Annotated in this window: 25 protein-coding genes; 2 read left to right on the top strand and 23 right to left on the bottom strand. The window is 53.3% G+C overall.

The annotated features are described in order from the left end of the window. Nucleotides 1-23 precede the first annotated feature (23 nt). The 9 genes from lipB to OGV77_RS03290 form a co-directional block, all read right to left on the bottom strand. Entirely contained in the window at nucleotides 24-665 is a 642-nt protein-coding gene (gene lipB, locus OGV77_RS03330) for a lipoyl(octanoyl) transferase LipB (RefSeq protein WP_080625562.1), read from the bottom strand. Nucleotides 666-778: 113 nt separating this feature from the next. Continuing rightward, nucleotides 779-1,042, bottom strand: a complete 264-nt coding sequence (gene ybeD, locus OGV77_RS03325) for a DUF493 family protein YbeD (protein WP_003022706.1) — start codon at nucleotides 1,040-1,042, stop codon at nucleotides 779-781. A gap of 106 nt (nucleotides 1,043-1,148) precedes the next feature. After that, entirely contained in the window at nucleotides 1,149-2,360 is a 1,212-nt protein-coding gene (dacA, locus tag OGV77_RS03320) for a D-alanyl-D-alanine carboxypeptidase DacA (protein ID WP_003022711.1), read from the bottom strand. Nucleotides 2,361-2,502: 142 nt separating this feature from the next. Next, nucleotides 2,503-3,612: an endolytic peptidoglycan transglycosylase RlpA gene (gene rlpA / locus OGV77_RS03315; protein ID WP_043015569.1), complete on the bottom strand. Its 1,110-nt coding sequence runs from the start codon at nucleotides 3,610-3,612 to the stop codon at nucleotides 2,503-2,505. Nucleotides 3,613-3,622: 10 nt separating this feature from the next. Continuing rightward, nucleotides 3,623-4,735: a peptidoglycan glycosyltransferase MrdB gene (gene mrdB, locus OGV77_RS03310; RefSeq protein ID WP_006685529.1), complete on the bottom strand. Its 1,113-nt coding sequence runs from the start codon at nucleotides 4,733-4,735 to the stop codon at nucleotides 3,623-3,625. 2 nt (nucleotides 4,736-4,737) lie between these two features. Further along, on the bottom strand, nucleotides 4,738-6,639 hold the full coding sequence (mrdA, locus tag OGV77_RS03305; RefSeq protein WP_043015570.1) for a peptidoglycan DD-transpeptidase MrdA: 1,902 nt from the start codon (nucleotides 6,637-6,639) through the stop codon (nucleotides 4,738-4,740). Between the two features lie 30 nt (nucleotides 6,640-6,669). Next, nucleotides 6,670-7,137, bottom strand: a complete 468-nt coding sequence (gene rlmH / locus OGV77_RS03300; RefSeq protein ID WP_087051572.1) for a 23S rRNA (pseudouridine(1915)-N(3))-methyltransferase RlmH — start codon at nucleotides 7,135-7,137, stop codon at nucleotides 6,670-6,672. Nucleotides 7,138-7,140: 3 nt separating this feature from the next. After that, entirely contained in the window at nucleotides 7,141-7,458 is a 318-nt protein-coding gene (rsfS, locus tag OGV77_RS03295) for a ribosome silencing factor (RefSeq protein ID WP_003022728.1), read from the bottom strand. A gap of 254 nt (nucleotides 7,459-7,712) precedes the next feature. After that, nucleotides 7,713-8,324 carry an adenosylcobalamin/alpha-ribazole phosphatase gene (locus tag OGV77_RS03290; RefSeq protein WP_043015571.1) on the bottom strand — a complete coding sequence of 204 codons (612 nt, stop codon included), beginning with the start codon at nucleotides 8,322-8,324 and terminating at the stop codon, nucleotides 7,713-7,715. A 96-nt stretch (nucleotides 8,325-8,420) separates the two neighbouring features. Here OGV77_RS03290 and cobD point away from each other — a divergent pair, with 96 nt between their 5' ends. After that, entirely contained in the window at nucleotides 8,421-9,515 is a 1,095-nt protein-coding gene (gene cobD, locus OGV77_RS03285; protein WP_087051571.1) for a threonine-phosphate decarboxylase CobD, read from the top strand. Here the strand turns inward: cobD and nadD are convergent. The 4 genes from nadD to leuS are packed head-to-tail and all read right to left on the bottom strand — an operon-like array spanning nucleotide 9,490 to nucleotide 14,354. After that, nucleotides 9,490-10,131: a nicotinate-nucleotide adenylyltransferase gene (gene nadD / locus OGV77_RS03280; RefSeq protein WP_087051702.1), complete on the bottom strand. Its 642-nt coding sequence runs from the start codon at nucleotides 10,129-10,131 to the stop codon at nucleotides 9,490-9,492. The two genes, cobD and nadD, sit on opposite strands and share 26 nt — an antisense overlap. A gap of 1 nt (nucleotide 10,132) precedes the next feature. After that, nucleotides 10,133-11,164 (bottom strand): DNA polymerase III subunit delta, encoded by a 1,032-nt coding sequence (holA, locus tag OGV77_RS03275; protein WP_043015573.1) that lies wholly within the window; start codon nucleotides 11,162-11,164, stop codon nucleotides 10,133-10,135. Beyond that, nucleotides 11,164-11,757 (bottom strand): LPS assembly lipoprotein LptE, encoded by a 594-nt coding sequence (gene lptE / locus OGV77_RS03270; RefSeq protein ID WP_047412692.1) that lies wholly within the window; start codon nucleotides 11,755-11,757, stop codon nucleotides 11,164-11,166. The genes holA and lptE overlap by 1 nt, the downstream gene beginning before the upstream one ends. Nucleotides 11,758-11,771: 14 nt before the next feature. After that, nucleotides 11,772-14,354: a leucine--tRNA ligase gene (gene leuS, locus OGV77_RS03265; RefSeq protein ID WP_087051570.1), complete on the bottom strand. Its 2,583-nt coding sequence runs from the start codon at nucleotides 14,352-14,354 to the stop codon at nucleotides 11,772-11,774. A gap of 235 nt (nucleotides 14,355-14,589) precedes the next feature. Between leuS and OGV77_RS03260 the strand changes: the two genes are divergently transcribed. Continuing rightward, a complete protein-coding gene (locus OGV77_RS03260) occupies nucleotides 14,590-15,072 on the top strand; it encodes a zinc ribbon-containing protein (protein WP_286502606.1) in 483 nt (160 codons plus the stop codon). A 96-nt stretch (nucleotides 15,073-15,168) separates the two neighbouring features. On the opposite strand, the gene rihA is transcribed toward OGV77_RS03260, so the two are convergent. The 10 genes from rihA to miaB form a co-directional block, all read right to left on the bottom strand. Continuing rightward, nucleotides 15,169-16,104, bottom strand: coding sequence for a pyrimidine-specific ribonucleoside hydrolase RihA (rihA, locus tag OGV77_RS03255; RefSeq protein WP_286502605.1), 936 nt, complete (start codon nucleotides 16,102-16,104; stop codon nucleotides 15,169-15,171). Nucleotides 16,105-16,220: 116 nt separating this feature from the next. After that, nucleotides 16,221-16,946: a glutamate/aspartate ABC transporter ATP-binding protein GltL gene (gene gltL, locus OGV77_RS03250; RefSeq protein ID WP_043015577.1), complete on the bottom strand. Its 726-nt coding sequence runs from the start codon at nucleotides 16,944-16,946 to the stop codon at nucleotides 16,221-16,223. Next, the gene (gltK, locus tag OGV77_RS03245) at nucleotides 16,946-17,620 is read right to left on the bottom strand and encodes a glutamate/aspartate ABC transporter permease GltK (RefSeq protein ID WP_087051568.1); all 675 of its coding nucleotides are present in this window, start codon (nucleotides 17,618-17,620) and stop codon (nucleotides 16,946-16,948) included. The genes gltL and gltK overlap by 1 nt, the downstream gene beginning before the upstream one ends. Continuing rightward, on the bottom strand, nucleotides 17,620-18,360 hold the full coding sequence (gene gltJ, locus OGV77_RS03240) for a glutamate/aspartate ABC transporter permease GltJ (RefSeq protein WP_003831316.1): 741 nt from the start codon (nucleotides 18,358-18,360) through the stop codon (nucleotides 17,620-17,622). The genes gltK and gltJ overlap by 1 nt, the downstream gene beginning before the upstream one ends. A gap of 162 nt (nucleotides 18,361-18,522) precedes the next feature. After that, nucleotides 18,523-19,431: an amino acid ABC transporter substrate-binding protein gene (locus OGV77_RS03235; RefSeq protein WP_087051567.1), complete on the bottom strand. Its 909-nt coding sequence runs from the start codon at nucleotides 19,429-19,431 to the stop codon at nucleotides 18,523-18,525. A gap of 355 nt (nucleotides 19,432-19,786) precedes the next feature. Beyond that, nucleotides 19,787-21,325 (bottom strand): apolipoprotein N-acyltransferase, encoded by a 1,539-nt coding sequence (lnt, locus tag OGV77_RS03230; protein WP_043015579.1) that lies wholly within the window; start codon nucleotides 21,323-21,325, stop codon nucleotides 19,787-19,789. Nucleotides 21,326-21,349: 24 nt separating this feature from the next. Continuing rightward, nucleotides 21,350-22,228, bottom strand: a complete 879-nt coding sequence (gene corC / locus OGV77_RS03225; RefSeq protein ID WP_038638785.1) for a CNNM family magnesium/cobalt transport protein CorC — start codon at nucleotides 22,226-22,228, stop codon at nucleotides 21,350-21,352. A 162-nt stretch (nucleotides 22,229-22,390) separates the two neighbouring features. Then, on the bottom strand, nucleotides 22,391-22,858 hold the full coding sequence (ybeY, locus tag OGV77_RS03220; protein WP_003835559.1) for an rRNA maturation RNase YbeY: 468 nt from the start codon (nucleotides 22,856-22,858) through the stop codon (nucleotides 22,391-22,393). Beyond that, a complete protein-coding gene (locus OGV77_RS03215; RefSeq protein ID WP_003022776.1) occupies nucleotides 22,855-23,901 on the bottom strand; it encodes a PhoH family protein in 1,047 nt (348 codons plus the stop codon). The genes ybeY and OGV77_RS03215 overlap by 4 nt, the downstream gene beginning before the upstream one ends. A 206-nt stretch (nucleotides 23,902-24,107) precedes the next feature. Next, nucleotides 24,108-25,538 carry a tRNA (N6-isopentenyl adenosine(37)-C2)-methylthiotransferase MiaB gene (gene miaB / locus OGV77_RS03210; RefSeq protein ID WP_043017864.1) on the bottom strand — a complete coding sequence of 477 codons (1,431 nt, stop codon included), beginning with the start codon at nucleotides 25,536-25,538 and terminating at the stop codon, nucleotides 24,108-24,110. Nucleotides 25,539-25,619 lie beyond the last annotated feature (81 nt).

The following is a 25,619-nucleotide window of genomic DNA, read 5'->3' as shown; positions in this document are numbered from 1 at the left end:
CGTGGCAAAGTATGAGCGTATTTTCAGTCCACGATGTACTCGTGCGGTGGGTTACCTAACAGCGTCAGAATGTTGGCCAGCAGGCGTGGGCGAATGCTCTCAGTCGTGGCGGCGCTATCCCACTGCGATACCTTCGCCATCTCCATTCCGGCATAGCCACAAGGATTGATACGCAGGAAAGGCGACAAGTCCATATCCACGTTAAGCGCTAAGCCGTGAAATGAACATCCTTTACGAATACGTAACCCCAAAGAGCAGATTTTCTTCTCACCAACGTAAACGCCAGGCGCATCGGCTCGCGGGTGAGCGTCAATGCCGATTTCCGCCAGGGTATTGACGACGGTTTGCTCTAACAGCGTAACCAGTTCGCGAACGCCAAGTTTACGACGCTTCAGGTTTAACAGCACATACATGACCTGCTGGCCCGGCCCGTGGTAGGTCACCTGGCCGCCACGATCGCTCTGGATCACCGGAATATCTCCGGGCATCAGTACGTGTTCTGCTTTACCTGCCTGACCCTGGGTAAAGACAGGATAATGCTCTACCAGCCAGATTTCATCATGGCTGTTTTCATCGCGGGTATCGGTAAATTCGTGCATGGCCAGAGAGACTGGCTCGTAAGGTTGAAGACCGAGCTGGCGGACCAGAATTTTATCCTGATACAAAACGGCATCTCCGTAAATACTCACACAGAGTAGAGAATGTTAAAGAGGGGAAAAGTATATCACAGGAGGGAGGGGTTACCCGAGCGGGGATGCAGCGGGTAACCGACAGGTTTTTACAGCACCATGCGTACGATATCGATGTTACCTAATTCTTCGTACAGCGTTTCAACCTGCTCAATGTGTGTAGCAGTGATGGTGATAGAGACCGAGTGGTAGTTGCCTTTGCTGCTCGGTTTTACCGTCGGAGAGTAATCACCTGGCGCATGGCGCTGTACCACTTCAACCACCTGATCAACCAGCTCAGGCAACGCCTGCCCCATTACTTTGTAAGTAAATGGAGTAGGGAATTCAAGCAGTTCGTTAAGTTTGGTTTTCATGTCAGCTCCGGCGTTACATCAAAAAATAATAACTCCCACAGTGCGTGGGAGTTATCAGGATACCTAGTATATGGGGACGTAAATCACACTTTCAAGTGTTCGATTTTTAGCCAAACCAGTGATGGAACATTAATTTAATGTAATCAATGATTTTCCCAAAGAAGTTGCCTTCAGGGATTTCCTGCAGGACCACCAGCGGGCGCTGCTCAATGGTTTTGCCATCCAACTGGAAGTTGATAGTACCGACAACCTGATTTTTCTGCAGTGGTGCGTGCAGTTCAGTGGTGTTCAGCACATAGCTTGCTTTCAGATCTTTCATGCGACCGCGTGGAATGGTCAGATAGACGTCTTTATCAACACCTAACGATGCACGATCGGTGTTACCAAACCAGGCCGGTTCTGAGGCAAATTCTTTACCTACTTTCAGCGGGTTGACGGTTTCGAAGAAACGGAAGCCCCAGGTCAGCAGTTTTTTACTTTCGGTTTCGCGGCCTTTATAGGTGCGACCACCCATGACGGCGGAGATCAGACGCATCTGGCCTTCAGTTGCGGATGCAACGAGGTTATAGCCAGCCTTATCGGTGTGACCGGTTTTGATACCGTCGACATTCAGGCTGTTATCCCACAGCAGGCCGTTGCGGTTTAGCTGACGAATGCCGTTAAAGGTGAACTCTTTTTCTTTATAGATAGAGTATTCGTTAGGCACGTCACGAATTAGCGCCTGACCAATCATCGCCATGTCGCGAGCCGAGCTGTACTGGCCGTCAGCATCAAGACCATGAACGGTCTGGAAGTGGGTGTTTTTCAGGCCCAGCGCATTCACATAGCTGTTCATCAGTCCGACGAAAGCATCCTGGCTACCGGCGGCGAAGTCCGCCATCGCCACGCACGCGTCGTTTCCGGATTGCAGGTTAATGCCACGGATCAGCTGAGAAACAGGAACCTGCATGCCTGGCTTAAGGAACATCAGCGATGAACCTTTGAAGACCGGGTTGCCCGTAGCCCATGCGTCATTACCGACGGTAACCAGATCGGTTTCTTTGAATTTCCCGGCTTTCATCGCCTGGCCGATGACGTAGCTGGTCATCATTTTGGTCAGGCTGGCGGGATCGCGGCGAGTATCGGCGTTCTGTTCTGCGAGAACTTTACCTGAATTGTAATCAATCAGGATATACGACTCCGCATCGATCTGCGGAACGCCCGGGATCATGGTTTTAATATTCAGGTCATCGGCATGGGCAGCAGAGAGAGAGGCTGCGCAGAGAGCCGCGGTGAGCGCCATACGCTGCACGAAACGAGCGGAAAAAGTGGTCTTCATGGTCTGAACTACGACGTCCGTGATGAAATTAAAAAAAGTGCCCTACTATAGCAAATGCATAACTGGCAGGCATCTGACTTTCCGCGTGACTTTGTTAATGTCATTTACAGAAACTGACAGTTCAGATACCTGATTTACGTTATTACACGCCGGTGATGAAGGACTGTAATTGCGCCTCGGATTGAAGACGCTGCTGCAATGCGGAAGCTTCAGTTTTGCTGGCGAACGGCCCCATCTGGATACGCCAGACTGCGCCGTTTTGTACTACCCGGCCAGGGACGCCAAACTGCTGGCTTAAACGCTTTTGATACTGCTGTGCGCGCGACTGCTCGCTGACAGCGCCAACCTGCACCACGTAGCGTCCGTTAGCGGTTGCCGCTGGAGCAGGTGCTGCGACGGCTGCTGGTGTCGCTGCCGGCGCGGTTGACGATACCGGTGCGGTGGTAGTCGGTTGTGGCGCCGGGGTCGGCTCGCTGCCTTCCAGCACACCTGCTGCGAGCGTGGTCGGCGCACCGAGGAATCCACCGCTGTTGACTGGCGCGCCGGTTGGATCATCGCTTTTCAGCGTGGAATTGCTGATTGGACGAATATCACCTTGCGGCTGACCTGCATCCGATGGCGAAGGCATGCTTCCCATATTGCCGCCACCGCTTAAATCTGGACGTGCCGGCAGGGCATAAGTTTGTTTCGCGACCGTAGTACAAGCCATTCCCGGCCCCGACAAGGAACCATCCTGGGCGACGATGATCGGGTCGATACGTACTTTGGTGTTATTGGAGGTGTTCAGACGATCGGCAGCGGCACGCGAAAGTGAAATCACGCGATCGTTGCCATAAGGGCCGCGATCGTTAATGCGTACGACGATCATCCTGCCGTTTGCCAGGTTGGTAATTCTGGCATAGCTTGGGACTGGCAACGTCGGATGCGCAGCGGTCAGTTGCATCGGGTCGAACGCTTCGCCAGACGCGGTTAAGTTGCTTCCGGGTTCCGCATCATAAATAGCGGCGAGCCCGGCCTGACTAAAGCGGGAGGGATCCTGGACGATTTTGTAGCTTTTACCATCACGCTGGTAGTCCTGATTCGCCGTTGGGTTCAGGGGTTCAAAGCGCGGATCGGCCCCGCTGATTTCAACAATCGGACCATTACACACCGCAGGCTGCGGCGCGACAGCAACCTGTTGCTGACCATCATCACTCGAACACGCCGCGAGCATTCCTGCTGCGATGCAGATACCAAGCCACTGCTTACGCATTGCGTACCCCTTACACGCTTTTCGACAACATTTTTCTATGGGTGTGGATCGACATAACAATCCCGAACCCGGCCATCAGCACGATAAGTGCCGAGCCTCCGTAACTGACCAGTGGGAGTGGAACCCCAACCACGGGCAGAATACCGCTCACCATACCAATATTTACGAAGACATAAACGAATAATATCAACATTAAGCCACCCGCCATGACGCGACCAAAGGTGGTTTGCGCGCGAGCAGCGATCCATAATCCGCGCATAATCAGCAAAATGTACAGCGTCAGCAGAATCAATATCCCCACCAGACCCAGTTCTTCCGCCAGGACTGCGAAGATAAAGTCCGTGTGGCGCTCCGGTAAAAACTCAAGCTGCGACTGCGTACCATGCAGCCAGCCCTTGCCGCGTAGCCCGCCAGAGCCAATAGCAATTTTAGACTGAATGATGTGATAGCCCGCGCCCAGCGGGTCGGTTTCCGGGTCGAGCAGCATCATGACGCGCTGACGCTGATAATCATGCATCAGGAAGAACCACAGTATCGGAATAAACGCTGCGACCAGAACCACCGCAACGCCGATTAAGCGCCAGCTCAAACCAGAAAGGAACAGGACAAACAGACCTGAAAGGGCAACCAGAATTGAGGTGCCGAGGTCAGGCTGGGCTGCGACCAGCAGCGTGGGCATAAAAATCAGCACCAGCGCAATGGCGGTATTTTTTAGCGATGGCGGGCAAACGTCTCGGTTAATAAAGCGCGCGACCATCAGTGGCACGGCGATTTTGGCGATTTCTGAGGGCTGAAAACGCACAATACCTAAATCCAGCCAGCGCTGCGCGCCTTTGGAAATGGCGCCGAAGGCGTCTACCGCCACCAACAGAATAATGCAGAAGATATAGAGATAGGGCGCCCAGCCCTCATAAACCCGGGGCGGAATTTGCGCCATCACGACCATGATGACCAGACCCATTGCGATTTGACCGACCTTGCGCTCCATCATGCCAATATCCTGGCCGCTGGCGCTCCAGATGACCAGTGAGCTGTAGACCAGCAGAGCCAGCAAAATCAGTAACATGGTGGGATCGATGTGGATTTTGTCCCAGAATGTTTTTTTGTTCGGATTATCCGTCACGATTATTGGTCCTCCGCTGCTGCAACCGCGGGGTTTTCTGCAGGCAGATTGGTGTTGTTGTCGCCCAACATAATGTGGTCAAGGATTTGGCGCATAATAGTGCCCACCGCCGGACCCGCACCGCCGTTTTCAAGGATCATGGCGACAGCGACCTGGGGTTTATCATAAGGGGCGAAGGCCGTCATCAGCTTGTGGTCACGTAAACGCTCGGCGATCTTATGTGCGTTATAGGTTTCATTGGCTTTCAGGCCAAAGACCTGTGCGGTACCGGATTTCGCCGCAATTTTGTAAGGCGCGCCAGCAAAATACTTGTGCGCAGTCCCGTTAGGGCGGTTCGCGACACCATACATACCGTCTTTCGCGATTTCCCAATAACCGGAATGAATATCGCCAACGGGCGGTTCGTGCGGCTGTACCCACGGCACCTGCTTGCCGTCTTCTGCCGTACTCATCAGCAGATGCGGGACTTTTACCAAACCGTCGTTGATAAGGATCATCAGCGCTTTACTCATCTGGATAGGGGTTGCAGTCCAGTAACCCTGACCGATGCCGACCGGAATGGTATCACCCTGGTACCATGGTTTTTTAAACCGTTTTTGCTTCCACTCGCGGGTTGGCATATTGCCGGAACGTTCTTCGGCAAGATCGATACCCGTGTATTGGCCGTAGCCAAACTTGCTCATCCACTCTGAAAGCCGGTCTATCCCCATATCATAGGCGATTTGATAGAAAAACGTATCTGCGGACTCTTCCAGAGAACGGGTGATGTTCAGATGACCGTGCCCCCACTTTTTCCAGTCGCGGTAACGTTTCTCAGAGCCCGGTAGCTGCCACCAGCCCGGATCGAACAGGCCGGTGTTGCGGGTAATGACGCCTGCGCTTAACGCAGAAACAGCGACGTAAGGTTTTACCGTCGAAGCAGGGGGGTAAACGCCCTGCGTGGCGCGGTTAACTAATGGGGTATTCGGGTCATTGAGCAACCCGGAGTAATCTTTGCTGGAGATGCCATCCACAAACAGGTTCGGGTCGTAGCTCGGCATGGATACCAGCGCCAGAACGCCACCGGTACGCGGATCGGTAACCACCACGGCGGCACGACTACCCGCCAGCAGCGTTTCAATGTACTGCTGGAGTTTCAAATCCAGAGTGAGATAGATATCGTGCCCGGCCTGCGGGGCCACTTCTTTCAGCTGGCGAATGACGCGGCCGCGGTTGTTCACTTCAACTTCTTCATAACCGGTCTGGCCGTGAAGGACGTCTTCGTAATAACGTTCAATACCCAGCTTGCCGATGTCGTGCGTCGCCGCGTAGTTAGCCAGCTTGCCGTCTTTGTCCAGGCGGTCCACGTCTTTATCGTTGATCTTCGATACGTAGCCAATCACGTGGGTTAGCGCAGAGCCGTAGGGGTAATAGCGACGTTTATAGCCTTTAACTTCGACGCCCGGAAAGCGATATTGATTAACGGCAAACCGTGCGACCTGAACTTCAGTCAGGTTGGTTTTTACCGGAATAGAGGTGAAACGGTGTGAACGGGCGCGCTCTTTTTTAAAGGCGGCAATATCATCGTCCGTCAGGTCTACGACGTTACGCAGCGCGTCGAGCGTATCCTGAATGTTGTCGACCTTTTCCGGCATCATTTCTATCTGATAAATGGTGCGGTTAAGGGCGAGCGGAATGCCGTTGCGGTCATAAATGATGCCGCGACTTGGCGCGATAGGGACCAGTTTGATACGGTTTTCGTTCGAGCGAGTCTGATAATCAGTAAAGCGAACGATTTGCAGATTATAAAGGTTGGCGATCAGCACGCCGGTGAGCAGCAAAATCCCCAAAAAAGCGACCAGCGCCCGGCGCACAAACAGCGCGGACTCAGCCGAATAGTCGCGAAAAGAATTCTGTAGTTTCATCCGCTGCTTAATCTACTCAAGAATCAATGATCACTCACGGTGATAAGGATGGTTGGTGGTAATGCTCCACGCCCTGTACAGACTCTCCGCTACCAGAACCCGAACAAGAGGGTGAGGAAGGGTTAACGCAGAGAGTGACCAGCTTTGTTCCGCTGCCGCTTTACAGGCGGGAGAGAGCCCTTCTGGCCCGCCAATCAACAGGCTGACGTCACGACCGTCCAGTTTCCAGCGATCCAGTTCGGTCGCCAGCTGCGGCGTATCCCAGGGTTTCCCGGGGATATCAAGGGTGACGATGCGGTTTTTGCCGGCTGCGGCCAGCATCTGCTCACCCTCTTTGTCGAGAATGCGTTTAATGTCCGCGTTCTTGCCGCGTTTTCCTGCCGGGATTTCGATCAGCTCAAAGGGCATATCTTTCGGAAACCGACGCAGATACTCGGTAAATCCGGTTTGCACCCAGTCAGGCATTTTCGTTCCCACAGCGACAAGTTGCAGCTTCACGCATTAACTCCAGAGTTTTTCCAGTTCATACAGGCGGCGACTCTCTTCCTGCATCACGTGGACAATCACATCGCCGAGGTCAACGACGATCCAGTCAGCGACATTCTCGCCTTCCACGCCGAGCGGCAGCAGGCCAGCAGTGCGGGACTCCTGAACAACGTGATCTGCGATAGACATAACGTGACGGCTGGATGTGCCGGTGCAGATAATCATGCAATCAGTGATGCTGGACTTGCCCTGAACGTCTAAGGCGATGATGTCTTGACCTTTCAGGTCATCAATTTTGTCGATTACAAAATCCTGGAGTGCTTTACCCTGCAAGTGTTCCCCCTGGGTGAAAAGAGTTAAAAACGTCTGTTAGTATACCTGAACCAGAGGCGATATCGGGACAAATGTCTCCGAAAGCGCTTGTGAAGTGCGCTATCATCCCATCCCACGCTACAGAATGCATCGCCATTTTTGTAAAACAATTTCTGCAAAGCTCTGAAGGGCGGGAAAAGTCAGGTTGCGGAGAATAACAGCCTGTCATGGGGTGTCAATGGGAGAGAGCCCCTTCGAGATAAAAAACAGCGCTTTCACTCCCCGTCGTGCCATACGGCACGGCTGTTGAGCACTTTCAGAACCGCAAAATCGTCACAAAAATCAATTGCGCTCCAGCAGCCTTGTTCGACGCGGAAATGCCACATTGCCGCTGCTGGCATGGATAGCAGACGGGCGATCAATACGCTCAGTACGCCCTGATGACTCACCACCAGCAGATTCTGGCAGGCTTTGTAATCAGCGAGTTGCGCAATGAAGCGTTCCACACGCAGGGAAAATGCCTGAAAACCTTCGCCATTTGTGGGCGTCGCATTCTGCCAGTCGTTACACCACACGGCGTAGTTTTCGGCGTCTTCGCGCTCCAGATCGCGATGATGGCGCATTTCCCAGTCACCAAAAAACATTTCATTGAGTTCAGGCATATTGCGCACCGCAACCTCGCGATCCCCTAAGACCAACTGTGTTGTATGGCGGGCGCGTTCCAGCTCGCTGCACAAAACGTTGTCGACAGGCACATTGCGTAACAGCCTACCCAGCGTTTGCGCCTGAGCGATCCCCCGTTCCGTTAGCGGTGTGGGGGCGTGGCCGCTGTATAAACCAGCGACATTGGCTTCGGTTTCTCCATGACGTACTAACCAGAGTCTCATGTCTTCCTCATCAGGCTATTCGCACAAAATATGATGTTTGCCCTGATTGCGCAGAGATTTTTCACTAAAATACCCTCTTTTACGTGGAGCGGCACGATGTCTTTATTGAAGAGCGCGCATGGTGGTAATACCCGAGAAGCCGCCGAATTGTTGGGCATCTCGCCTGAGCATTTGCTGGATTTTAGCGCGAATATTAACCCGTTGGGTATGCCGGCAAGTTTAAAACGCGGGATCATCGACAACCTGGACTGCGCGGAGCGTTACCCGGATGTCGATTACGCTAAACTGCATGCGGCGCTGGCGGAGCATCATCAGATTCCGGCCTCGTGGATCCTGGCTGGAAACGGCGAGACCGAGTCTATTTTTACCCTGGTGCATGGCCTGAAGCCACGCCACGCGATGATCGTGACGCCCGGGTTTGCGGAATATCGTCGGGCGCTGCAATGGGGAGACTGTACGATCCATGAGTTTGCGCTGCGCGAAGACGACGGCTGGCAGCTTACCGATGCGATCCTCGATGCGTTAACCTCAGAGCTGGACTGCCTGTTTCTCTGTACGCCCAACAATCCCACCGGGTTACTACCGGATAACCGCCTGCTACGTGAGATTGCCGCACGTTGTGAGCGGCTTGGGATCGCTCTGATCCTCGATGAAGCCTTTATCGATTTTATTGCCGGGGAGCCGGGGTTTATTCCGCTGCTGCGGGATAACCCACATATTTGGGTGCTGCGCTCTCTCACCAAGTTCTATGCGATACCGGGGCTGCGTCTGGGGTATCTGGTCAACAGTCACGAGCAGGCCGTTGCACAAATGCGCAGCCGACAAATGCCGTGGTCAATTAATACGTTTGCTGCCCTGGCAGGCGAGATTATCTTACGCGATAGCGCATATCAGCAGGCAACGTGGAAGTGGCTGGAACAAGAGGGGGCGCGGTTTGATCAACAGCTGCAAGAATTGCCCGGCCTGACGACGTATCCCGGCCGGGCAAATTATCGTTTATTACGCTGCGATTGCGCGGATATTGATTTGCAACGCGCGTTGCTGGAACAACACGTCCTGATTCGCAGTTGTGCTAATTATCCGGGGCTGGATGCGCGCTATTATCGGGTAGCCGTTCGCAGCCTGGAAGAGAATAACCGCCTGTTGACGGCCTTACGCAAGGTGCTTAGCGGTACAATCCCTGCTGATTGATATAGTCAAGCACTGCGCCTGGCATCAGGTCGTCGCACGGCTCGCCTTTTTCCAGACGCTCACGGATGAGCGTGGCGGAGATGTTAAACCACGGCGTTTCGGCCAGGTAAATTTTTCCGCAAGGCAGGTTGTGCAGGTCATCTGCTGAATGGGTCAGATGATCCTCCAGCCATTGCTGGTGTTTTTCCTGCGCCATTTCGAGCGGATAGCCCGGACGTCGGCACACGATAAGATGGGTATTCCCCAGAATGGTGTGGTAGTCATGCCAGGAAGGGAAGGTAAGCAGTGAATCCTGACCAATGATAAACGCTAATGGCACGTTTGGGCCTTGCTCCTCGCGCCACTCTTTTAGCGTTTGTGCGGTGTAGGAAGCGGTATCGCGTTTCAGTTCGCGTTCATCCAGGGAAAATAGCGGCTTGTCAGCAATGGCCAGTTCAACCATACGCTTACGTTGCTCACCGGACGCTTCAGGTTGCGCACGATGCGGCGGGACGTTATTGGGCATGATGATGACCCGGGAAAGCCCAATCAGATTCGCCAGAATTTCAACCGGTTTAAGATGACCATAATGCACCGGATCAAAGGTGCCACCGAACAGAGCCTGCAATGATTTCATATCAACCATCAATAAAAACATCGGCCAGCGATTTATGACAGAGCAAAAGGGAAAGTCCCTCAAGTTCTGCCCACACTGACTGACCATAGTCTTGTTTAAGCGTAATTTCCGTACGCGTTAACAGCGTTACCGCCTGACGCAGTTGCGCGGGGTTCAGCCGGTTTAGCGCATCGCCCATCATACCCCGGCGATTCTGCCACACCCGGTGTTTATCAAACAACGAGCGCAAAGGCGTATGGGCCGACTGCCGTTTTAAGTTAACCAGCAACAGCAACTCTCGCTGTATCGTACGCAACAAAATAACCGGCTCACTGCCTTCCAGGCGTAGCTGCTGCAGAATGTGCAGCGCGCGTTTGCTTTTGCCCATCAGCAGCGCGTCCACCCAGTGGAACGGGGTAAAGTGCGCGGCATCATTAACGGCTTTCTCCACGCGAGGCAGCGTTAGCTTGCCATCTGGCCAAAGCAGCGCTAGCCGTTCCAGCGCTTGCGCCAGTGCTAGCAGATTACCTTCATAGCAATAGCACAACAGCTGATTGGCTGCGTCATCCAGTTGCAGATTGTTAAGCTTTGCTCTGGCGGCGACCCAGCGCGGGAGCTGTGCTTGCTCCGGCGTCTGGCAGCTAACCTGAACCGCGTTTTTCGCCAGCCCGGTATACCATGCGCCGTTTTCCTGCGCCCTGGTGAGTTTGTTGCCGCGAACAATCAACAGCAGATCGTCATGTAGCAAAGTGACGAGTGAAGCAAGCTGTTCGTTAATGGCGGCATTCGGGCCATTTTCTGGCAATTGCAAAAGCAGGGTTTGACGACTGGCAAACAGGCTCATCGCCTGGCAGAGTGAAAAAATCTCTCCCCAGTCGGTGCTGTTGTCCAGAGTGAAAGCATGGTGTTCTTCGAATCCTTGCGTTGCTGCAGCCTGACGGATGGCGTCCTGGCTTTCCTGCAATAAGAGAGGATCGTTACCTAAGAGTAAATACGCCGCGCGCAGCCCTTCATCGAGCTGTGCGCGGAGTTGTTCAGGGTACAACTTGAGCATCAGTTACCCAGCGTGGTGGAAACACGCGCCGGAGATGACGCAGGCGTCGCGGCTTTATTCACCGCAGGCTCAGCATCAGCATTGGATGACTGAGTATCGGCCAGATGTACGCTCGGCAGCTTACGAATCAACTGCTCAGCCGCTTTGTCATACATCTCTTTGATAATCATGTCCTGCTCGTTATCCTTCGCCAGTGCAGCCTGTGGGTTGTCAAAGAACGAGCGATAAACTTTGGCGCTGATTGGATAAATATCATGACCTGGGATCAGCACGGTTGCGCTTACGGACATCACCATCTGGTATTCAGCCGTTTGACCGTTCTGGAATACCGATGCCGTATCCTGCGAAATGCTGACCGCGCCAAGGCGTAAGGACGTCACATCTTTACGCATTGTACCGTCTTCAAGCAGCGTAACGCCGTTCAGACGTAGCTGATTACGAACCGCGCGGCTTAACGGGCCGTTCGGATCGCCAGTGTTCAGGATCATGGTTTTCATTGAGGGTGGAACCTGCGTAGTACTACGCAGATGCCAGCCGCACCCGGCGGTGACAAGCACCGCCAGAGATAACAACAATGTTGTCAGAAGTCGCACGCTTCCTCCCGCGCTTAGCCAACGACCAGATTGAGGAGTTTACCCGGTACATAAATCACTTTACGTACGGTAACGCCATCAAGATATTTTGCTACCAGATGCTCCTGGCCAGCACGCTCACGAACCTGCTCTTCAGTGGCGTTTACCGGAACGGTGATTTTTCCACGTACTTTACCGTTTACCTGGACCACAACCAGCGTTGAGTCTTCAACCATTGCCGCTTCGTCCGCCACCGGCCACGGCGCGTTGTCGATATCGCCTTCGCCTTTCAGCGCCTGCCACAGGGTGAAGCAAACGTGCGGGGTGAACGGGTTGAGCATGCGTACAACAGCCAGCAAGGCTTCCTGCATCAGGGCTCTGTCTTGTTCGTCTTCCTGCGGTGCTTTCGCCAGCTTGTTCATCAGCTCCATAATCGCCGCAATCGCGGTGTTAAAGGTCTGACGACGACCGATATCATCGGTGACTTTAGCAATAGTTTTGTGCACGTCGCGACGCAGCGCTTTTTGATCTTCGCTCAGCGCATCGGCGTTCAGGGCTGCAACATCCCCCTGAGAAGTATGTTCGTAAACCAGTTTCCAGACACGTTTCAGGAAGCGGTTTGCCCCTTCAACGCCGGATTCCTGCCATTCGAGCGTCATATCAGCCGGAGAAGCGAACATCATGAACAGACGAACGGTGTCAGCACCGTAGCGTTCAACCATCACCTGCGGGTCGATACCGTTATTTTTCGACTTGGACATTTTGCTCATGCCGGTATACACCAGCTCATGGCCTTCTGCGTCCTTCGCCTTAACGATACGACCTTTTTCGTCACGCTCAACGATGGCATCAACCGGAGAAACCCAGTTACGTTCACCGTTTGCGCCAACATAGTAGAACGCGTCAGCCAGCACCATCCCCTGACACAGCAGCTGTTTAGCTGGTTCATCAGAGTTGACCATGCCTGCATCGCGCATCAGTTTGTGGAAGAAGCGGAAGTAGAGCAGGTGCATGATGGCGTGTTCAATACCGCCAATGTAGATATCAACCGGCAGCCAGTAGTTAGCGGCGTCGGAATCCAGCATGCCTTCCTGATACTGCGGGCAGGTGTAGCGCGCGTAGTACCAGGACGACTCCATAAAGGTATCGAAGGTATCGGTTTCACGCAGGGCAGGCATACCGTTAACGGTGGTTTTCGCCCACTCCGGATCGGCTTTGATTGGGCTGGTAATGCCGTCCATAACCACGTCTTCCGGCAGAATAACCGGCAACTGGTCTTCTGGCGTAGGCAGTACGGTACCGTCTTCCAGCGTCACCATCGGAATCGGCGCACCCCAGTAACGTTGACGGGAAACACCCCAGTCACGCAGACGGTAGTTAACTTTACGCTCACCCACGCCTTTGGCTACCAGCTTGTCAGCAATGGCGTTGAAGGCCGCTTCGAAGTCGAGGCCGTCAAACTCACCGGAGTTAAACAGCACGCCTTTTTCGGTCAGCGCCTGTTCTGACAGGTCCGGCTCTGCGCCTTCAGCGGTCAGAATTACCGGCTTGATGGTCAGGCCATATTTGGTGGCAAATTCGTAATCGCGCTGATCGTGGCCCGGAACGGCCATGACTGCGCCCGTACCGTATTCCATCAGGACGAAGTTTGCTGCCCAAACGGGGATCTCTTCGCCAGTCAGCGGGTGAACGGCTTTAAAGCCAGTATCGACGCCTTTTTTCTCCATGGTCGCCATTTCAGCTTCTGCAACCTTGGTGTTGCGGCATTCGTCAATGAAGGCGGCCAGTTCAGGATTATTTGCAGCGGCTTTCTGCGCCAGCGGATGACCTGCGGCAACGGCCAGGTAGGTCGCACCCATAAAGGTGTCCGGGCGGGTGGTGTAAACGGTCAGCGTATTCTCATAACCATTCACATCAAAGGTGATTTCCACGCCTTCAGAACGGCCAATCCAGTTGCGCTGCATGGTCTTAACGGTGTCAGGCCAGTGGTCCAGGTTATCCAGATCGCGCAGCAGTTCGTCAGCGTAGGCGGTGATTTTAATGAACCACTGTGGGATCTCTTTACGCTCAACTTTGGTATCGCAACGCCAGCAGCAGCCGTCGATAACCTGTTCGTTCGCCAGAACGGTCTGGTCGTTCGGGCACCAGTTGACCGCAGAGGTTTTCTTGTACACCAGGCCTTTTTTGTACAGCTCGGTGAAGAACTTCTGTTCCCAGCGGTAGTATTCCGGGGTGCAGGTCGCCAGCTCACGGCTCCAGTCATAACCGAAACCCAGCATTTTGAGCTGGTTTTTCATGTAAGCGATGTTGTCGTACGTCCACGGTGCCGGCGCGGTGTTATTTTTAACCGCAGCGCCTTCCGCAGGCAGGCCGAACGCATCCCAGCCAATTGGCTGCAGTACGTTTTTGCCCAGCATACGCTGGTAGCGGGCGATCACGTCACCGATGGTGTAGTTACGTACGTGGCCCATGTGTAGTCGACCAGAAGGATAGGGAAGCATAGACAGGCAGTAATACTTCTCTTTGCTCTCGTCTTCGGTAACTTCAAATGTGCGCTTCTCATCCCAGTGAAGCTGTACTTTGGATTCTATCTCTTCCGGGCGGTATTGCTCTTGCATGGCAGCCAGTGGTCCTGTTTTCAATACAGCTACAAACGTAGCTCTAGATGTGGTGTTTCAGATCCGCATAGCATAGCCCAAACGCCCGCGCCAAAACAGCCTTTCGCGCATTCAGCGTTGAATTCCCGCAAGGATAATTCTTGCACGAATTTACACACTCTGTGGACAGTCTTGCAAAGCGTAGCGTAAATAACGTCTATTATTATAGACAGTTAACGACCCAGGAGGCGAAGCGATGAACAAGGTTGCTCAATATTACCGTGAACTGGTGGCTTCACTGAGCGAACGTCTGCGTAATGGCGAACGCGATATCGATGCGTTGGTGGAGCAGGCGCGTCAACGAGTTATGCAGACCGGGGAGTTAACGCGAACCGAGGTGGAAGAGGTCACCCGGGCCGTCAGACGTGACCTGGAAGAGTTTGCTCTGAGCTATGAAGAAAGTCTCGATGAGGAGACAGACAGCGTCTTTATGCAGGTTATCAAAGAGAGTATCTGGCAGGAACTGGCCGATATTACCGATAAAACGCAGCTCGAATGGCGCGAAGTGTTCCAGGACCTCAGTCATCACGGGGTTTATCACAGCGGCGAGGTGGTCGGATTAGGTAATCTGGTCTGCGAGAAGTGCCACTTCCATTTGGCGGTTTACACCCCGGATGTGCTGCCATTATGTCCGAAATGCGGACACGATCAGTTCCAGCGCCGACCGTTTGAGCCGTAATCGCTTATTGCCGGATGGCGACGCAAAGCGTCTTATCCGGCCTACAAATTGAACGATTTTGTAGGCTGGATCAGCGTTAGCGCCATCCGGCGTGTATTAGGCGCAAAACTTCAACCGTTCTGCCAGCAAATCGACAAACCCCTGGCGATCAACATCCACCATCACGGTGGCGTTTGGCTTATTGCCGCTCAGGAAGTAGTAGTCCACCACGGTCATTCCCTGGGTATATTTACCCTGAGTCTCCACGCCAACCCAACGATCAACGGTGGTAAACAGTTCTGGTTTCAGCAGCCAGGCAATGGTGCATGGGTCATGCAGCGGTGCGCCGATGAATCCCCACTTTTCATCTTTGTGATATTCAAAGAAGAAGTCGAGTAGTTCTGCAACAATCGTCGAAATGGGATTGCCGATCGCGCGGAATCGTTCGGTATCTTCGCGATGTATTTGCGCTTTATGCGTGACGTCCAGACCAGCCATCACCACTGGAATGCCAGATTGGAATACGATTTCAGCGGCTTCAGGATCCACGAAAATATTGAACTCGGCGGCAGGGGTCCAGTTTCCGAGGCCCATTGCACCGCCCATAATCACGATACGGGCGATTTTGGCGTGCAGATCAGGATGGCTATTCAGAAGCAATGCTACGTTAGTTTGCGGCCCGGTGGAGACAATGGTCACCGGTTCCGGGCTGTCCCGCAGGGTTTTTGCCATCAGTTCCACGGCGGTACAGTCAAGTGGCGCAAAAGCGGGTTCCGGCAGCGCGGGGCCATCCAGCCCACTCTCACCGTGGACGTTATCGGCAATAATCAGATCGCGCATCAGTGGTTTCACTGCGCCACCGGCCACTGGGATATCCGTACGGTTGAGTAACGTTAACATGCGTAATACGTTACGCAGCGTTTTGTCGGGCGTCTGGTTACCGGCAGATGAGGTTATCGCTTTCACATCCAGTTCAGGTGAGGCGAGGGCGAGAACAATTGCGATAGCGTCGTCATGACCTGGATCGCAATCAAACAGGATAGGAAGTGCCATTGTTGCTCCTTGTAAGTGGGACTTTGTGACAAGGTTAACGCTGGGCTGTACCTGTTTCGAGAAGTGAAGAGATAAATCGTGAGGTGGCGCGCACATGGAGGTGCGCGCCAGCAAGATTAATGCAGGATTTTCGCGAGGAAGTCTTTGGCGCGGTCTGATTTCGGATTAGCGAAGAACTCTTCTTTCGGCGAGTCTTCAACAATTTTCCCTTCATCCATGAAGATCACCCGGTTCGCCACTTTACGCGCAAAGCCCATTTCGTGGGTGACTACCATCATGGTCATCCCTTCATTGGCCAGTTCAACCATGACGTCCAGCACTTCGTTGATCATTTCAGGATCAAGCGCTGATGTCGGTTCGTCAAACAGCATGGCGATAGGATCCATACACAGCGCCCTGGCAATGGCGACACGCTGTTGTTGGCCCCCGGAGAGCTGAGCCGGAAACTTATCGGCGTGCGCTGACAGACCAACGCGTTCCAGTAACTTTTGCGCTTTGTCGCGGGCCGGCTTTTTATCGCGTTTAAGCACTTTTACCTGCGCCAGAGTCAGGTTCTCAATGATCGACAGGTGGGGGAACAGTTCAAAGTGCTGGAACACCATACCAACGCGTGAGCGCAGTTTAGCCAAATCGGTTTTTTTATCATTCACCACGGTGCCATCAACGGTGATAACGCCCTGTTGTACCGGCTCCAGCCCGTTCACCGTTTTGATAAGCGTTGATTTACCTGAGCCTGACGGGCCGCAGACCACCACCACTTCCCCTTTTTTCACTTCCGTGGAGCAGTCGGTCAGCACCTGAAAGTGACCATACCATTTAGAAACATTTTTCAGGGTAATCATTAAACTGTCCTTTTCTTCAAATAGCTGACCAACAACGATGCGCTCAGACTGAATACAAAATAAACGGCGCCAGCAAACAGGATCATTTCAACCTGCGTGCCGTCACGCTCGCCAATGGTGGAGGCGGTACGGAAGAAGTCTGCCAGACTTAATACATAAACCAGCGAGGTGTCCTGGAAGAGTACGATGCCCTGGGTAAGCAGCAGCGGCACCATTGCGCGGAATGCCTGCGGCAGAATGATGAGCTTCATCGACTGCCAGTGGGTCATCCCCAGCGCCAGCGCAGCGCTGGATTGCCCACGAGAAATACTCTGGATACCGGCACGGATAATCTCGGAATAGTATGCGGCTTCAAACATCGAAAACGCGACCATTGCTGAGATCAGGCGAATATCGGTTTTTGGCGACAGACCCAGTACGTTTTGCAGGAAGCCTGGCACAATCAGGTAGAACCACAGCAGCACCATTACCAGCGGAATGGAACGGAACACGTTGACGTAGCCTTTCGCAAACCAGGCAATAGGTGCGAAGCTGGACAAACGCATCACTGCAAGGATGGTTCCCCAGACAATACCAATGATCACTGCCGTAACGGTGATTTTCAGCGTGATAATCAGCCCATCCAGCAAATACGGCAGGGAAGGGACGATAGAACTCCAGTCAAATTCGTACATTATTTGCCTCCCAAATTGCCAGGCAGGCGGATTTTACGTTCAACGAGATTCATCACCAGCATGATGACGGCGTTAATCAGGACGTAGGCCAGAGTGATGGCGGTAAACGATTCCCATGCGTGGGCGGAGTAATCCAGCAGCTTACCCGCCTGCGCCGCCATATCGACCAGGCCGATAGTGGAGGCGATCGCGGAGTTCTTCACCAGGTTCATCATCTCTGAGGTCATTGGCGGAACAATCACGCGGTAAGCGTTTGGCAGCAGCACATAACGGTAGGCCTGCGGCAACGTTAGCCCCATCGCCAGCGCAGCGTTTTTCTGCCCACGAGGCAGAGACTGAATAGCGGCACGAACCTGTTCACAGACGCGCGCGGCGGTAAACAGCCCCAGACAGAGCATCGATGAGAGGAAGAACTGGATGTTGGGATCCAACTCAGCTTTGAACCACATCCCAATGTTTTCCGGCAGCAGTTCGGGAATGACCAGATACCAGGTAAAAAACTGGACGATGAGCGGAACGTTACGAAACAGCTCAACGTACAGCGTGCCGATCCCAGAAAGGAAACGATTTGGAACGGTACGTAAGATGCCGAATAAAGAGCCTATGAGGAAAGCGATAATCCAGGCGGTGATGGATAACGCGACCGTGACCTGGAAACCACTCCAGAGCCAGCCGAGATAGGTGGTGTTGCCGAACGGGGCTTGTTGTAAAAAAATACCCCAGTTCCAGTCTATAGACATAAATCTACTCCAGAAAAAAGAGGGTAGCAGCGCTACCCTCGAAGATTGTTATTCGGCGTTTTGCGGTTTTCAGGCCTGATGGGGAACGACCATCAGGCTTATAGTCTGTCCGTGCCGAGTAGCAATCGAGAGGGCAAGGTGAACTCGCCCCATTTATTTTAGTTAGTTAAGCGCTTTATCATTCGGTTCTTTGAACAGGGCTTTCATCTCGTCTGACAGTTCGAAATTCATGTTCAGGTTCTTCGGTGGAATTGGATTTTTAAACCACTTATCAAACCATTTCTCAGCATCGCCTGAGGTCTGCGCCTTGGCGATAGTGTCGTCCATCAGCTTTTTGAACTCAGGGTCATCTTTGCGCAGCATACAGCCGTAGGCTTCCTGAGACTGCGGTTTGCCGACGATCTCCCAGTTGTCTGGTTTCTTCGCCTTCGCGCGCTCGCCAGCCAGCAGGGCGTCATCCATCATAAAGGCAACGGCGCGGCCGCTTTCCAGAGTACGGAAAGAGTCACCGTGGTCTTTCGCGCTGATGATGCGCATATCCATTTTTTGTTCTTCGTTCAGCTTGTGCAGCAGCACTTCTGAGGTGGTACCCGAGGTCACGACTACGGCTTTACCTTTCAGATCGGCGAAATCTTTGACGTCGCCGCCTTTTTTCGCCAGCAGACGAGTGCCGACAACGAAAATGGTGTCAGAGAAAGCCGCTTGTTTTTGGCGCTCGACGTTGTTGGTGGTGGAGCCACATTCAAAGTCAAAGGTGCCGTTTTGCAGCAGCGGGATACGGTTTTGTGAAGTAATCGGGATCAGTTTCACCTGCAGGTCAGGCTTGTTCAGCTTTTTCTTCACGGCTTCAACGATTGCGTTGGAGTAATCCTGTGAATAACCGACCACTTTTTGCTGATTATCGTAGTAAGAGAACGGTACCGATGATTCACGGTGGCCGACCACAATCACGCCGTTTTTGGCGATCTTGTCCAGCGTGCTGCCTGCCGCTGGTACTGCGTCTTCTGCGTGCGCCAGACCGGCGGACATTCCCATAACCAGCATGGCAGTGGCGAGCTTACGTAATTGCATATCCAACTCCTTTATCGTCTGCGCCAGTGACGCATTGATACCCATTGTGATGTTGTTATTGTTTGCTACTAAAACGTGCAGTCTTGTATGTGTTTGTTAACATTTAGTTTGGATGAATGTAAAGAATTTGCTGTGTTATTGTTTATTTTTGCGAAGTGCGCCGCACCATTTGGGGGCAAAAATATCTTGTTGCACTTTTCAGGTGCTACCGGCGCTCAACTTTGGTGCGACCAGGTTGCACATTCAGCCAAAACAGCGTTTGCCTTGTAGAACAAAGCAATAGACGTGCCAGAATGGGAAGAGAGATGTGTTTTGGGCCGGATAAATGAGACGTTATCCGGCCAGGAGAGGTGGATTACTTACGACGTTGGCGCAGGCTCATTACCACAGCACCAAAGCCAAACAGCGCGGTAAGCAGCCAGAGCGGCCAGTTACCGGTTCGGGCATAAGGGGTTAAGCCCGTCGTTGGCGTCACGCTGGTGGTCAGAACCTGGCGGGTAAACTGCGGGATCATCGCCTGAATCTCACCCTGTGGACCAATCACCGCCGTAATACCGTTATTGGTGCTACGCAGCAGGGGACGCGCCAGCTCGAGGGAACGCATCCGCGCCATCTGGAAGTGCTGCCACGGGCCAATGGATTTACCAAACCAGGCATCGTTGGAGATAGTCAGCAGGTAGTCCGTATCCGGGCGGAAGTTATCACGTACCTGTTCGCCAAGAATGATTTCGTAGCAGATGGCTGCCGTCAGCTTAAAGCCGTGCGCATGCAGTTGTGGCTGCACATAAGGGCCACGGCTGAACGAAGACATTGGCAGGTCAAAAAACGGCGCTAACGGGCGCAGGATTGATTCCAGTGGAACAAACTCGCCAAATGGTACCAAATGGTTTTTGTTATAGCGGTTGCTGGAGTCGTAGCTGTACGGACTGTCTTTACCCAACGTGATGATGGTGTTGTAGGTGTCGTAACGATTCTGCTTGTTCAGCCGCGCGTCTACAATACCGGTAATCAGCGTGCTGTTTTTCGATTTCAGCAGGTCATCCATCATGCTCAGAAAACGCTGCTGGTTAATTTCCAGGTCCGGAATAGCGGATTCTGGCCAGATGATTAGCTGTGATTTGCCCATTTCGGGCTGGGTGGCGTCGAGATAAATCTTCAGAGTGTTGAGTAACTGACCTTCATCCCATTTGAGCGACTGAGGAATGTCACCCTGCACCATCGAAACCTGAGTGGTTTTTTCCGGCTCAAGCGTGAACCACTGGATATAGCGCAGCGGAAAGGGCAGGGCGAATAGCACGACGCCGACGACCAGCGGACGCCAGTTACGCGTCACCAGCGCCAGCGCCAGCAGACCGCTAACCATCATCAGCAGGAAGTTAATCGCCTCAACACCCATTACCGGCGCCAGTCCTTTTAACGGACCGTCGATCTGGCTGTAACCAAACTGCAGCCATGGGAAGCCGGTCAGTACCCAGCCGCGCAGGAATTCAGTGATTTGCCAGACTACCGGCGCGGCAATCGCCACGCGTAGCCAGGTGGTTTTCGGCCACAGACGCGCCAAAACGCCGGCAAACAGGCCGGTGTAGAGGGAAAGGTATGCGGCAAGCAGAACCACGAGGAAGACGTTAACCGGGCCCGGCATACCGCCAAACTGCGCGATGCTGACGTAAACCCAATTGATGCCGGAGCCAAACAGCCCCAGCCCCCAAAAGTAGCCGATAGCGGCAGACTGGAGCGGGCGGCGGTTGAAGGTGAGAGCCTGCAGGCCCATCAGCGAAACGATCGCGGCTGGCCAGATGTCATACGGAGAGAAAGCCAGCGTCCCGCAGGCACCGAATAATAACGCCAGCAGCAGGCGAATGCGCTGGCGTTCAATTAATGGGGCAAATGCCATGTAGTCTTAGATCCAGTTTCGGGTTTATTCGTCCAGTTTGGGCTGGGGTGAGTCGTCCGGAATTCTGACATGAACCTGAATAATACGACGGCTGTCGGCCATTGCCACTTTGAACTGGTAACCATCAATGTCGATAGTCTCCCCGCGCGCGGGAAGATGCCCAAAGGCCTGCATGACCAACCCGCCGATGGTGTCGACTTCTTCATCGCTGAAATGCGTGCCGAAAGCTTCGTTGAAGTCTTCAATCGGCGCCAGTGCGCGAATAGTCCAGGTGTGGCGGCTGAGCTGACGGAAATCAATATCGTCTTCTTCGTCGTACTCATCTTCAATTTCACCCACGATCAGTTCAAGGATGTCCTCAATGGTCACCAGACCTGAGACACCACCGAATTCGTCGATGACGATAGCCATATGATAACGCTGGGAGCGGAACTCTTTCAGCATGCGGTCAACCCGCTTGCTTTCAGGGACGACAACCGCCTGGCGTAACACTTTCTCCATGCTGAAGGCTTCGGCATCGCTGCGCATAAACGGCAGCAGATCTTTGGCCATCAGAATCCCTTCGATGTGATCTTTGTCTTCGCTGATCACCGGGAAACGCGAGTGGGCAGACTCGATGATGACATCGAGACATTCGTCCAGGGTCTGGTTGCGTTTCAGGGTAATCATCTGAGAGCGAGGGATCATGATGTCGCGCACGCGTTGGTCCGCAATGTCCATCACCCCTTCGAGCATATCGCGCGTATCTTCATCGATAAGGTCGTTTTGCCCGGAATCACGGATCAGCTCCAACAGTTCGTCGCGGTTTTTCGGTTCACCGTGGAAAAGTTGGCTCAGTAACAGGGAGAAAAATCCCTTTTTGCTGGTTAAGGTGTCACTACTGTGTGAATTGTCGTCGCTCATGGCGTCGTATGGGTTCTCATGTTAGTTAATCCAAAGCGCGTCATGCGTGTACTCAGCTGTTGACGGCATGTTTCTTCAACGTACTTCGAGTCAGGTGGACAGTATAAGGCGCAATACCTGATGACGGCTGCGCCTTTTCAGGCCTACCAGACTTCGAAATACTTATTCTTTCTCGGCAATGTACGGATCCTCATAGCCCAGAGCAAGCATAATCTCTGTTTCTAAGGATTCCATCTCTTCCGCTTCATCGTCTTCGATATGGTCGTAGCCGAGTAAATGCAGGCTACCGTGCACCACCATGTGCGCCCAGTGGGCCTCAAGCGGTTTGCCTTGCTCCTGCGCTTCTTTCTCGACGACCTGACGGCAGATGATCAAATCGCCCAGCAAAGGCATCTCAATGCCCGGTGGTGCTTCAAATGGGAATGAGAGCACGTTGGTTGATTTATCTTTCCCGCGATAGGTCAGGTTCAGCTCGTGACTTTCCGCGTCATCGACCAGACGAATGGTCACCTCTGACTCTTCCTGAAACTGCGGGATCACCGCATCCAGCCAGCCCTGAAACTGACTTTCTGTTGGTAAACCGGATTCGTCTTCACATGCCAGCTGTAAATCGAGAATAACCTGACTCATTTTTGTTCCTGCTCCTGAGCTTCACGCTTGCGTTCTGCTGCCTGCTCGGCTTTGCGTTTCTGTTCTGCTTCTTCCCAGGCTTCATACGCCGTGACGATACGGGCAACCACCGGATGGCGAACCACGTCTTCGCTATGGAAGAAATTGAAACTAATTTCGTCGACTTCAGCCAGCACTTCAATGGCATGACGCAGACCGGATTTGGTGCTACGCGGCAGGTCAATCTGGGTGATATCGCCAGTGATGACCGCTTTGGAGTTAAAGCCGATACGGGTCAGGAACATTTTCATCTGTTCGATGGTGGTGTTCTGGCTTTCATCAAGAATGATGAACGCATCATTTAACGTACGACCGCGCATATAGGCCAGCGGCGCAACCTCAATGACGTTACGCTCAATCAGTTTTTCGACTTTCTCAAAACCGAGCATTTCGAACAGCGCGTCATACAGCGGTCGTAAATACGGATCGACTTTCTGGCTGAGATCTCCCGGCAGGAAACCGAGTTTTTCACCCGCTTCAACTGCCGGACGGGTCAGCAGAATTCGACGGATCTCCTGACGCTCAAGCGCATCGACCGCAGCGGCAACCGCGAGATACGTTTTACCCGTACCCGCAGGGCCAACGCCAAAGGTGATGTCGTGGTCGAGGATATTCGCAATGTACTGTGCCTGGTTTGGCGTACGCGGCTTGATTACCCCGCGCTTGGTTTTGATATTCACCGCTTTGCCAAATTCCGGCACGCTGTCAGCGCTTTGCTCAAGCACACGCGCTTCTTTAATTGCCAGATGAATTTGTTCAGGCTCAATGTCCTGCGTCTGACCGCGCATTGGGGCGGTATCGACATACAGGCTGCGTAAAATATCTGCCGCTGCGGTGACGCAAATTGGGCGACCGGTCAGCTTAAAGTGGTTATCACGACGGTTAATTTCGATGCCGAGACGACGTTCCAGCTGTTTGATGTTGTCATCAAAGGGGCCGCAAAGGCTCAACAGGCGGGCGTTGTCTGCGGGTTCAAGGGTGATTTCGCGAGTGTCTATGTTCAAACTGTTCCTCTTATGCATGTCTCGCCGGACGCTGAACATTTACCGGCATCTAAGGAAATTATTCACGCCATGGGGGAAAGGCGCAAGCATTGCAATAAATATGGGGATGACAGGGCTGATTACAAGGCCCGCTGGAGCAGCGAGCCTGGGAGTGTTGGCCCGATAAGCATAGCGCCATCGGGCCTTGTTTACGTTTTTCAGCAGGATTAAGGCTGATAAATACCGACGCCCAGATCGTTTTCTTTGCGGGTACGCGCAATAACCGACTCAGGGGATTCTGCGATGCGCAGGCCCATTTCGTCCTCGGTGCGCACCACTTTACCGCGCAGGGAGTTAGTCCAGACATCGGTAATTTCTACATCAACAAACTTACCGACCATCTCCGGAGTGCCTTCAAAGTTCACCACACGGTTATTTTCGGTACGGCCTGACAGTTCCATGATGCTCTTACGCGATGTGCCTTCAACCAGAATGCGCTGGGTCGTGCCGACCATACGACGGCTCCAGGCCATGGCTTGCTGGTTAATGCGCTCCTGCAGAATGTACAGACGCTGTTTTTTCTCTTCTTCCGGCACGTCGTCAACCATATCGGCAGCAGGGGTGCCAGGACGCGCAGAGAAGATAAAGCTGTAGCTCATGTCAAAGTTGACGTCAGCGATAAGCTTCATGGTCTGCTCGAAATCCTGCGTGGTTTCACCCGGGAAACCAACAATGAAGTCAGAGCTAATCTGGATATCCGGACGCGCTGCGCGCAGTTTGCGGATGATCGCTTTATATTCCAACGCGGTATGGGTGCGCCCCATCAGATTCAGCACGCGATCTGAACCGCTCTGTACCGGCAGGTGCAGGAAGCTCACCAGTTCCGGCGTATCACGATAAACTTCAACGATATCATCGGTGAATTCGATCGGATGGCTGGTGGTGAAGCGGATGCGGTCAATGCCGTCGATCGCCGCGACCAGACGCAGCAGATCGGCAAACGATCCTGTCGTGCCGTCGTAGTTCTCACCACGCCAGGCGTTCACGTTTTGCCCCAGCAGGTTCACTTCACGCACGCCTTGCGCCGCAAGCTGGGCGATTTCAAACAGGATATCATCCGCCGGACGGCTGACTTCCTCACCGCGGGTGTATGGCACCACGCAGTAAGTACAATATTTATTACAACCTTCCATGATGGACACAAACGCGCTTGGGCCTTCAGCACGCGGCTCCGGCAGACGGTCGAACTTTTCGATCTCCGGGAAACTGATATCAACCACCGGGCTACGGGTGGTGCTTCCACGCACTTTGTTGATCATTTCCGGCAGACGGTGCAGGGTTTGCGGGCCAAAAATAATATCGACATAGTGGGCGCGCTGGCGAATGTGGTCGCCTTCCTGAGACGCAACACAACCACCGACACCGATGATGAGCTTGGGATTCTTCTCTTTTAACAGCTTCCAGCGACCCAACTGATGGAAGACTTTTTCCTGAGCCTTCTCACGGATAGAGCAGGTATTCAGCAGCAGCACATCCGCTTCTTCGGCCACGTCGGTCAGTTGATACCCATGAGTGGCATCCAGCAGATCGGCCATCTTCGATGAATCGTATTCGTTCATCTGACAGCCCCAGGTTTTAATATGGAGTTTTTTGGTCATCGACTTGCTCTTGCGAAATTGTGGCTGAAATGCAGGGCGCATAGTGTACTGCTTTGGCGCGGTTGTGACCAGTATGACGGA

The sequence above is a fragment of the Citrobacter sp. Ce129 genome (assembly GCF_030334545.1).
Taxonomy (GTDB): Bacteria; Pseudomonadota; Gammaproteobacteria; order Enterobacterales; family Enterobacteriaceae; genus Citrobacter; species Citrobacter europaeus.
Note: the sequence above shows the minus strand (reverse complement) of the source record. Positions and strands in the feature narration are given on the sequence as shown.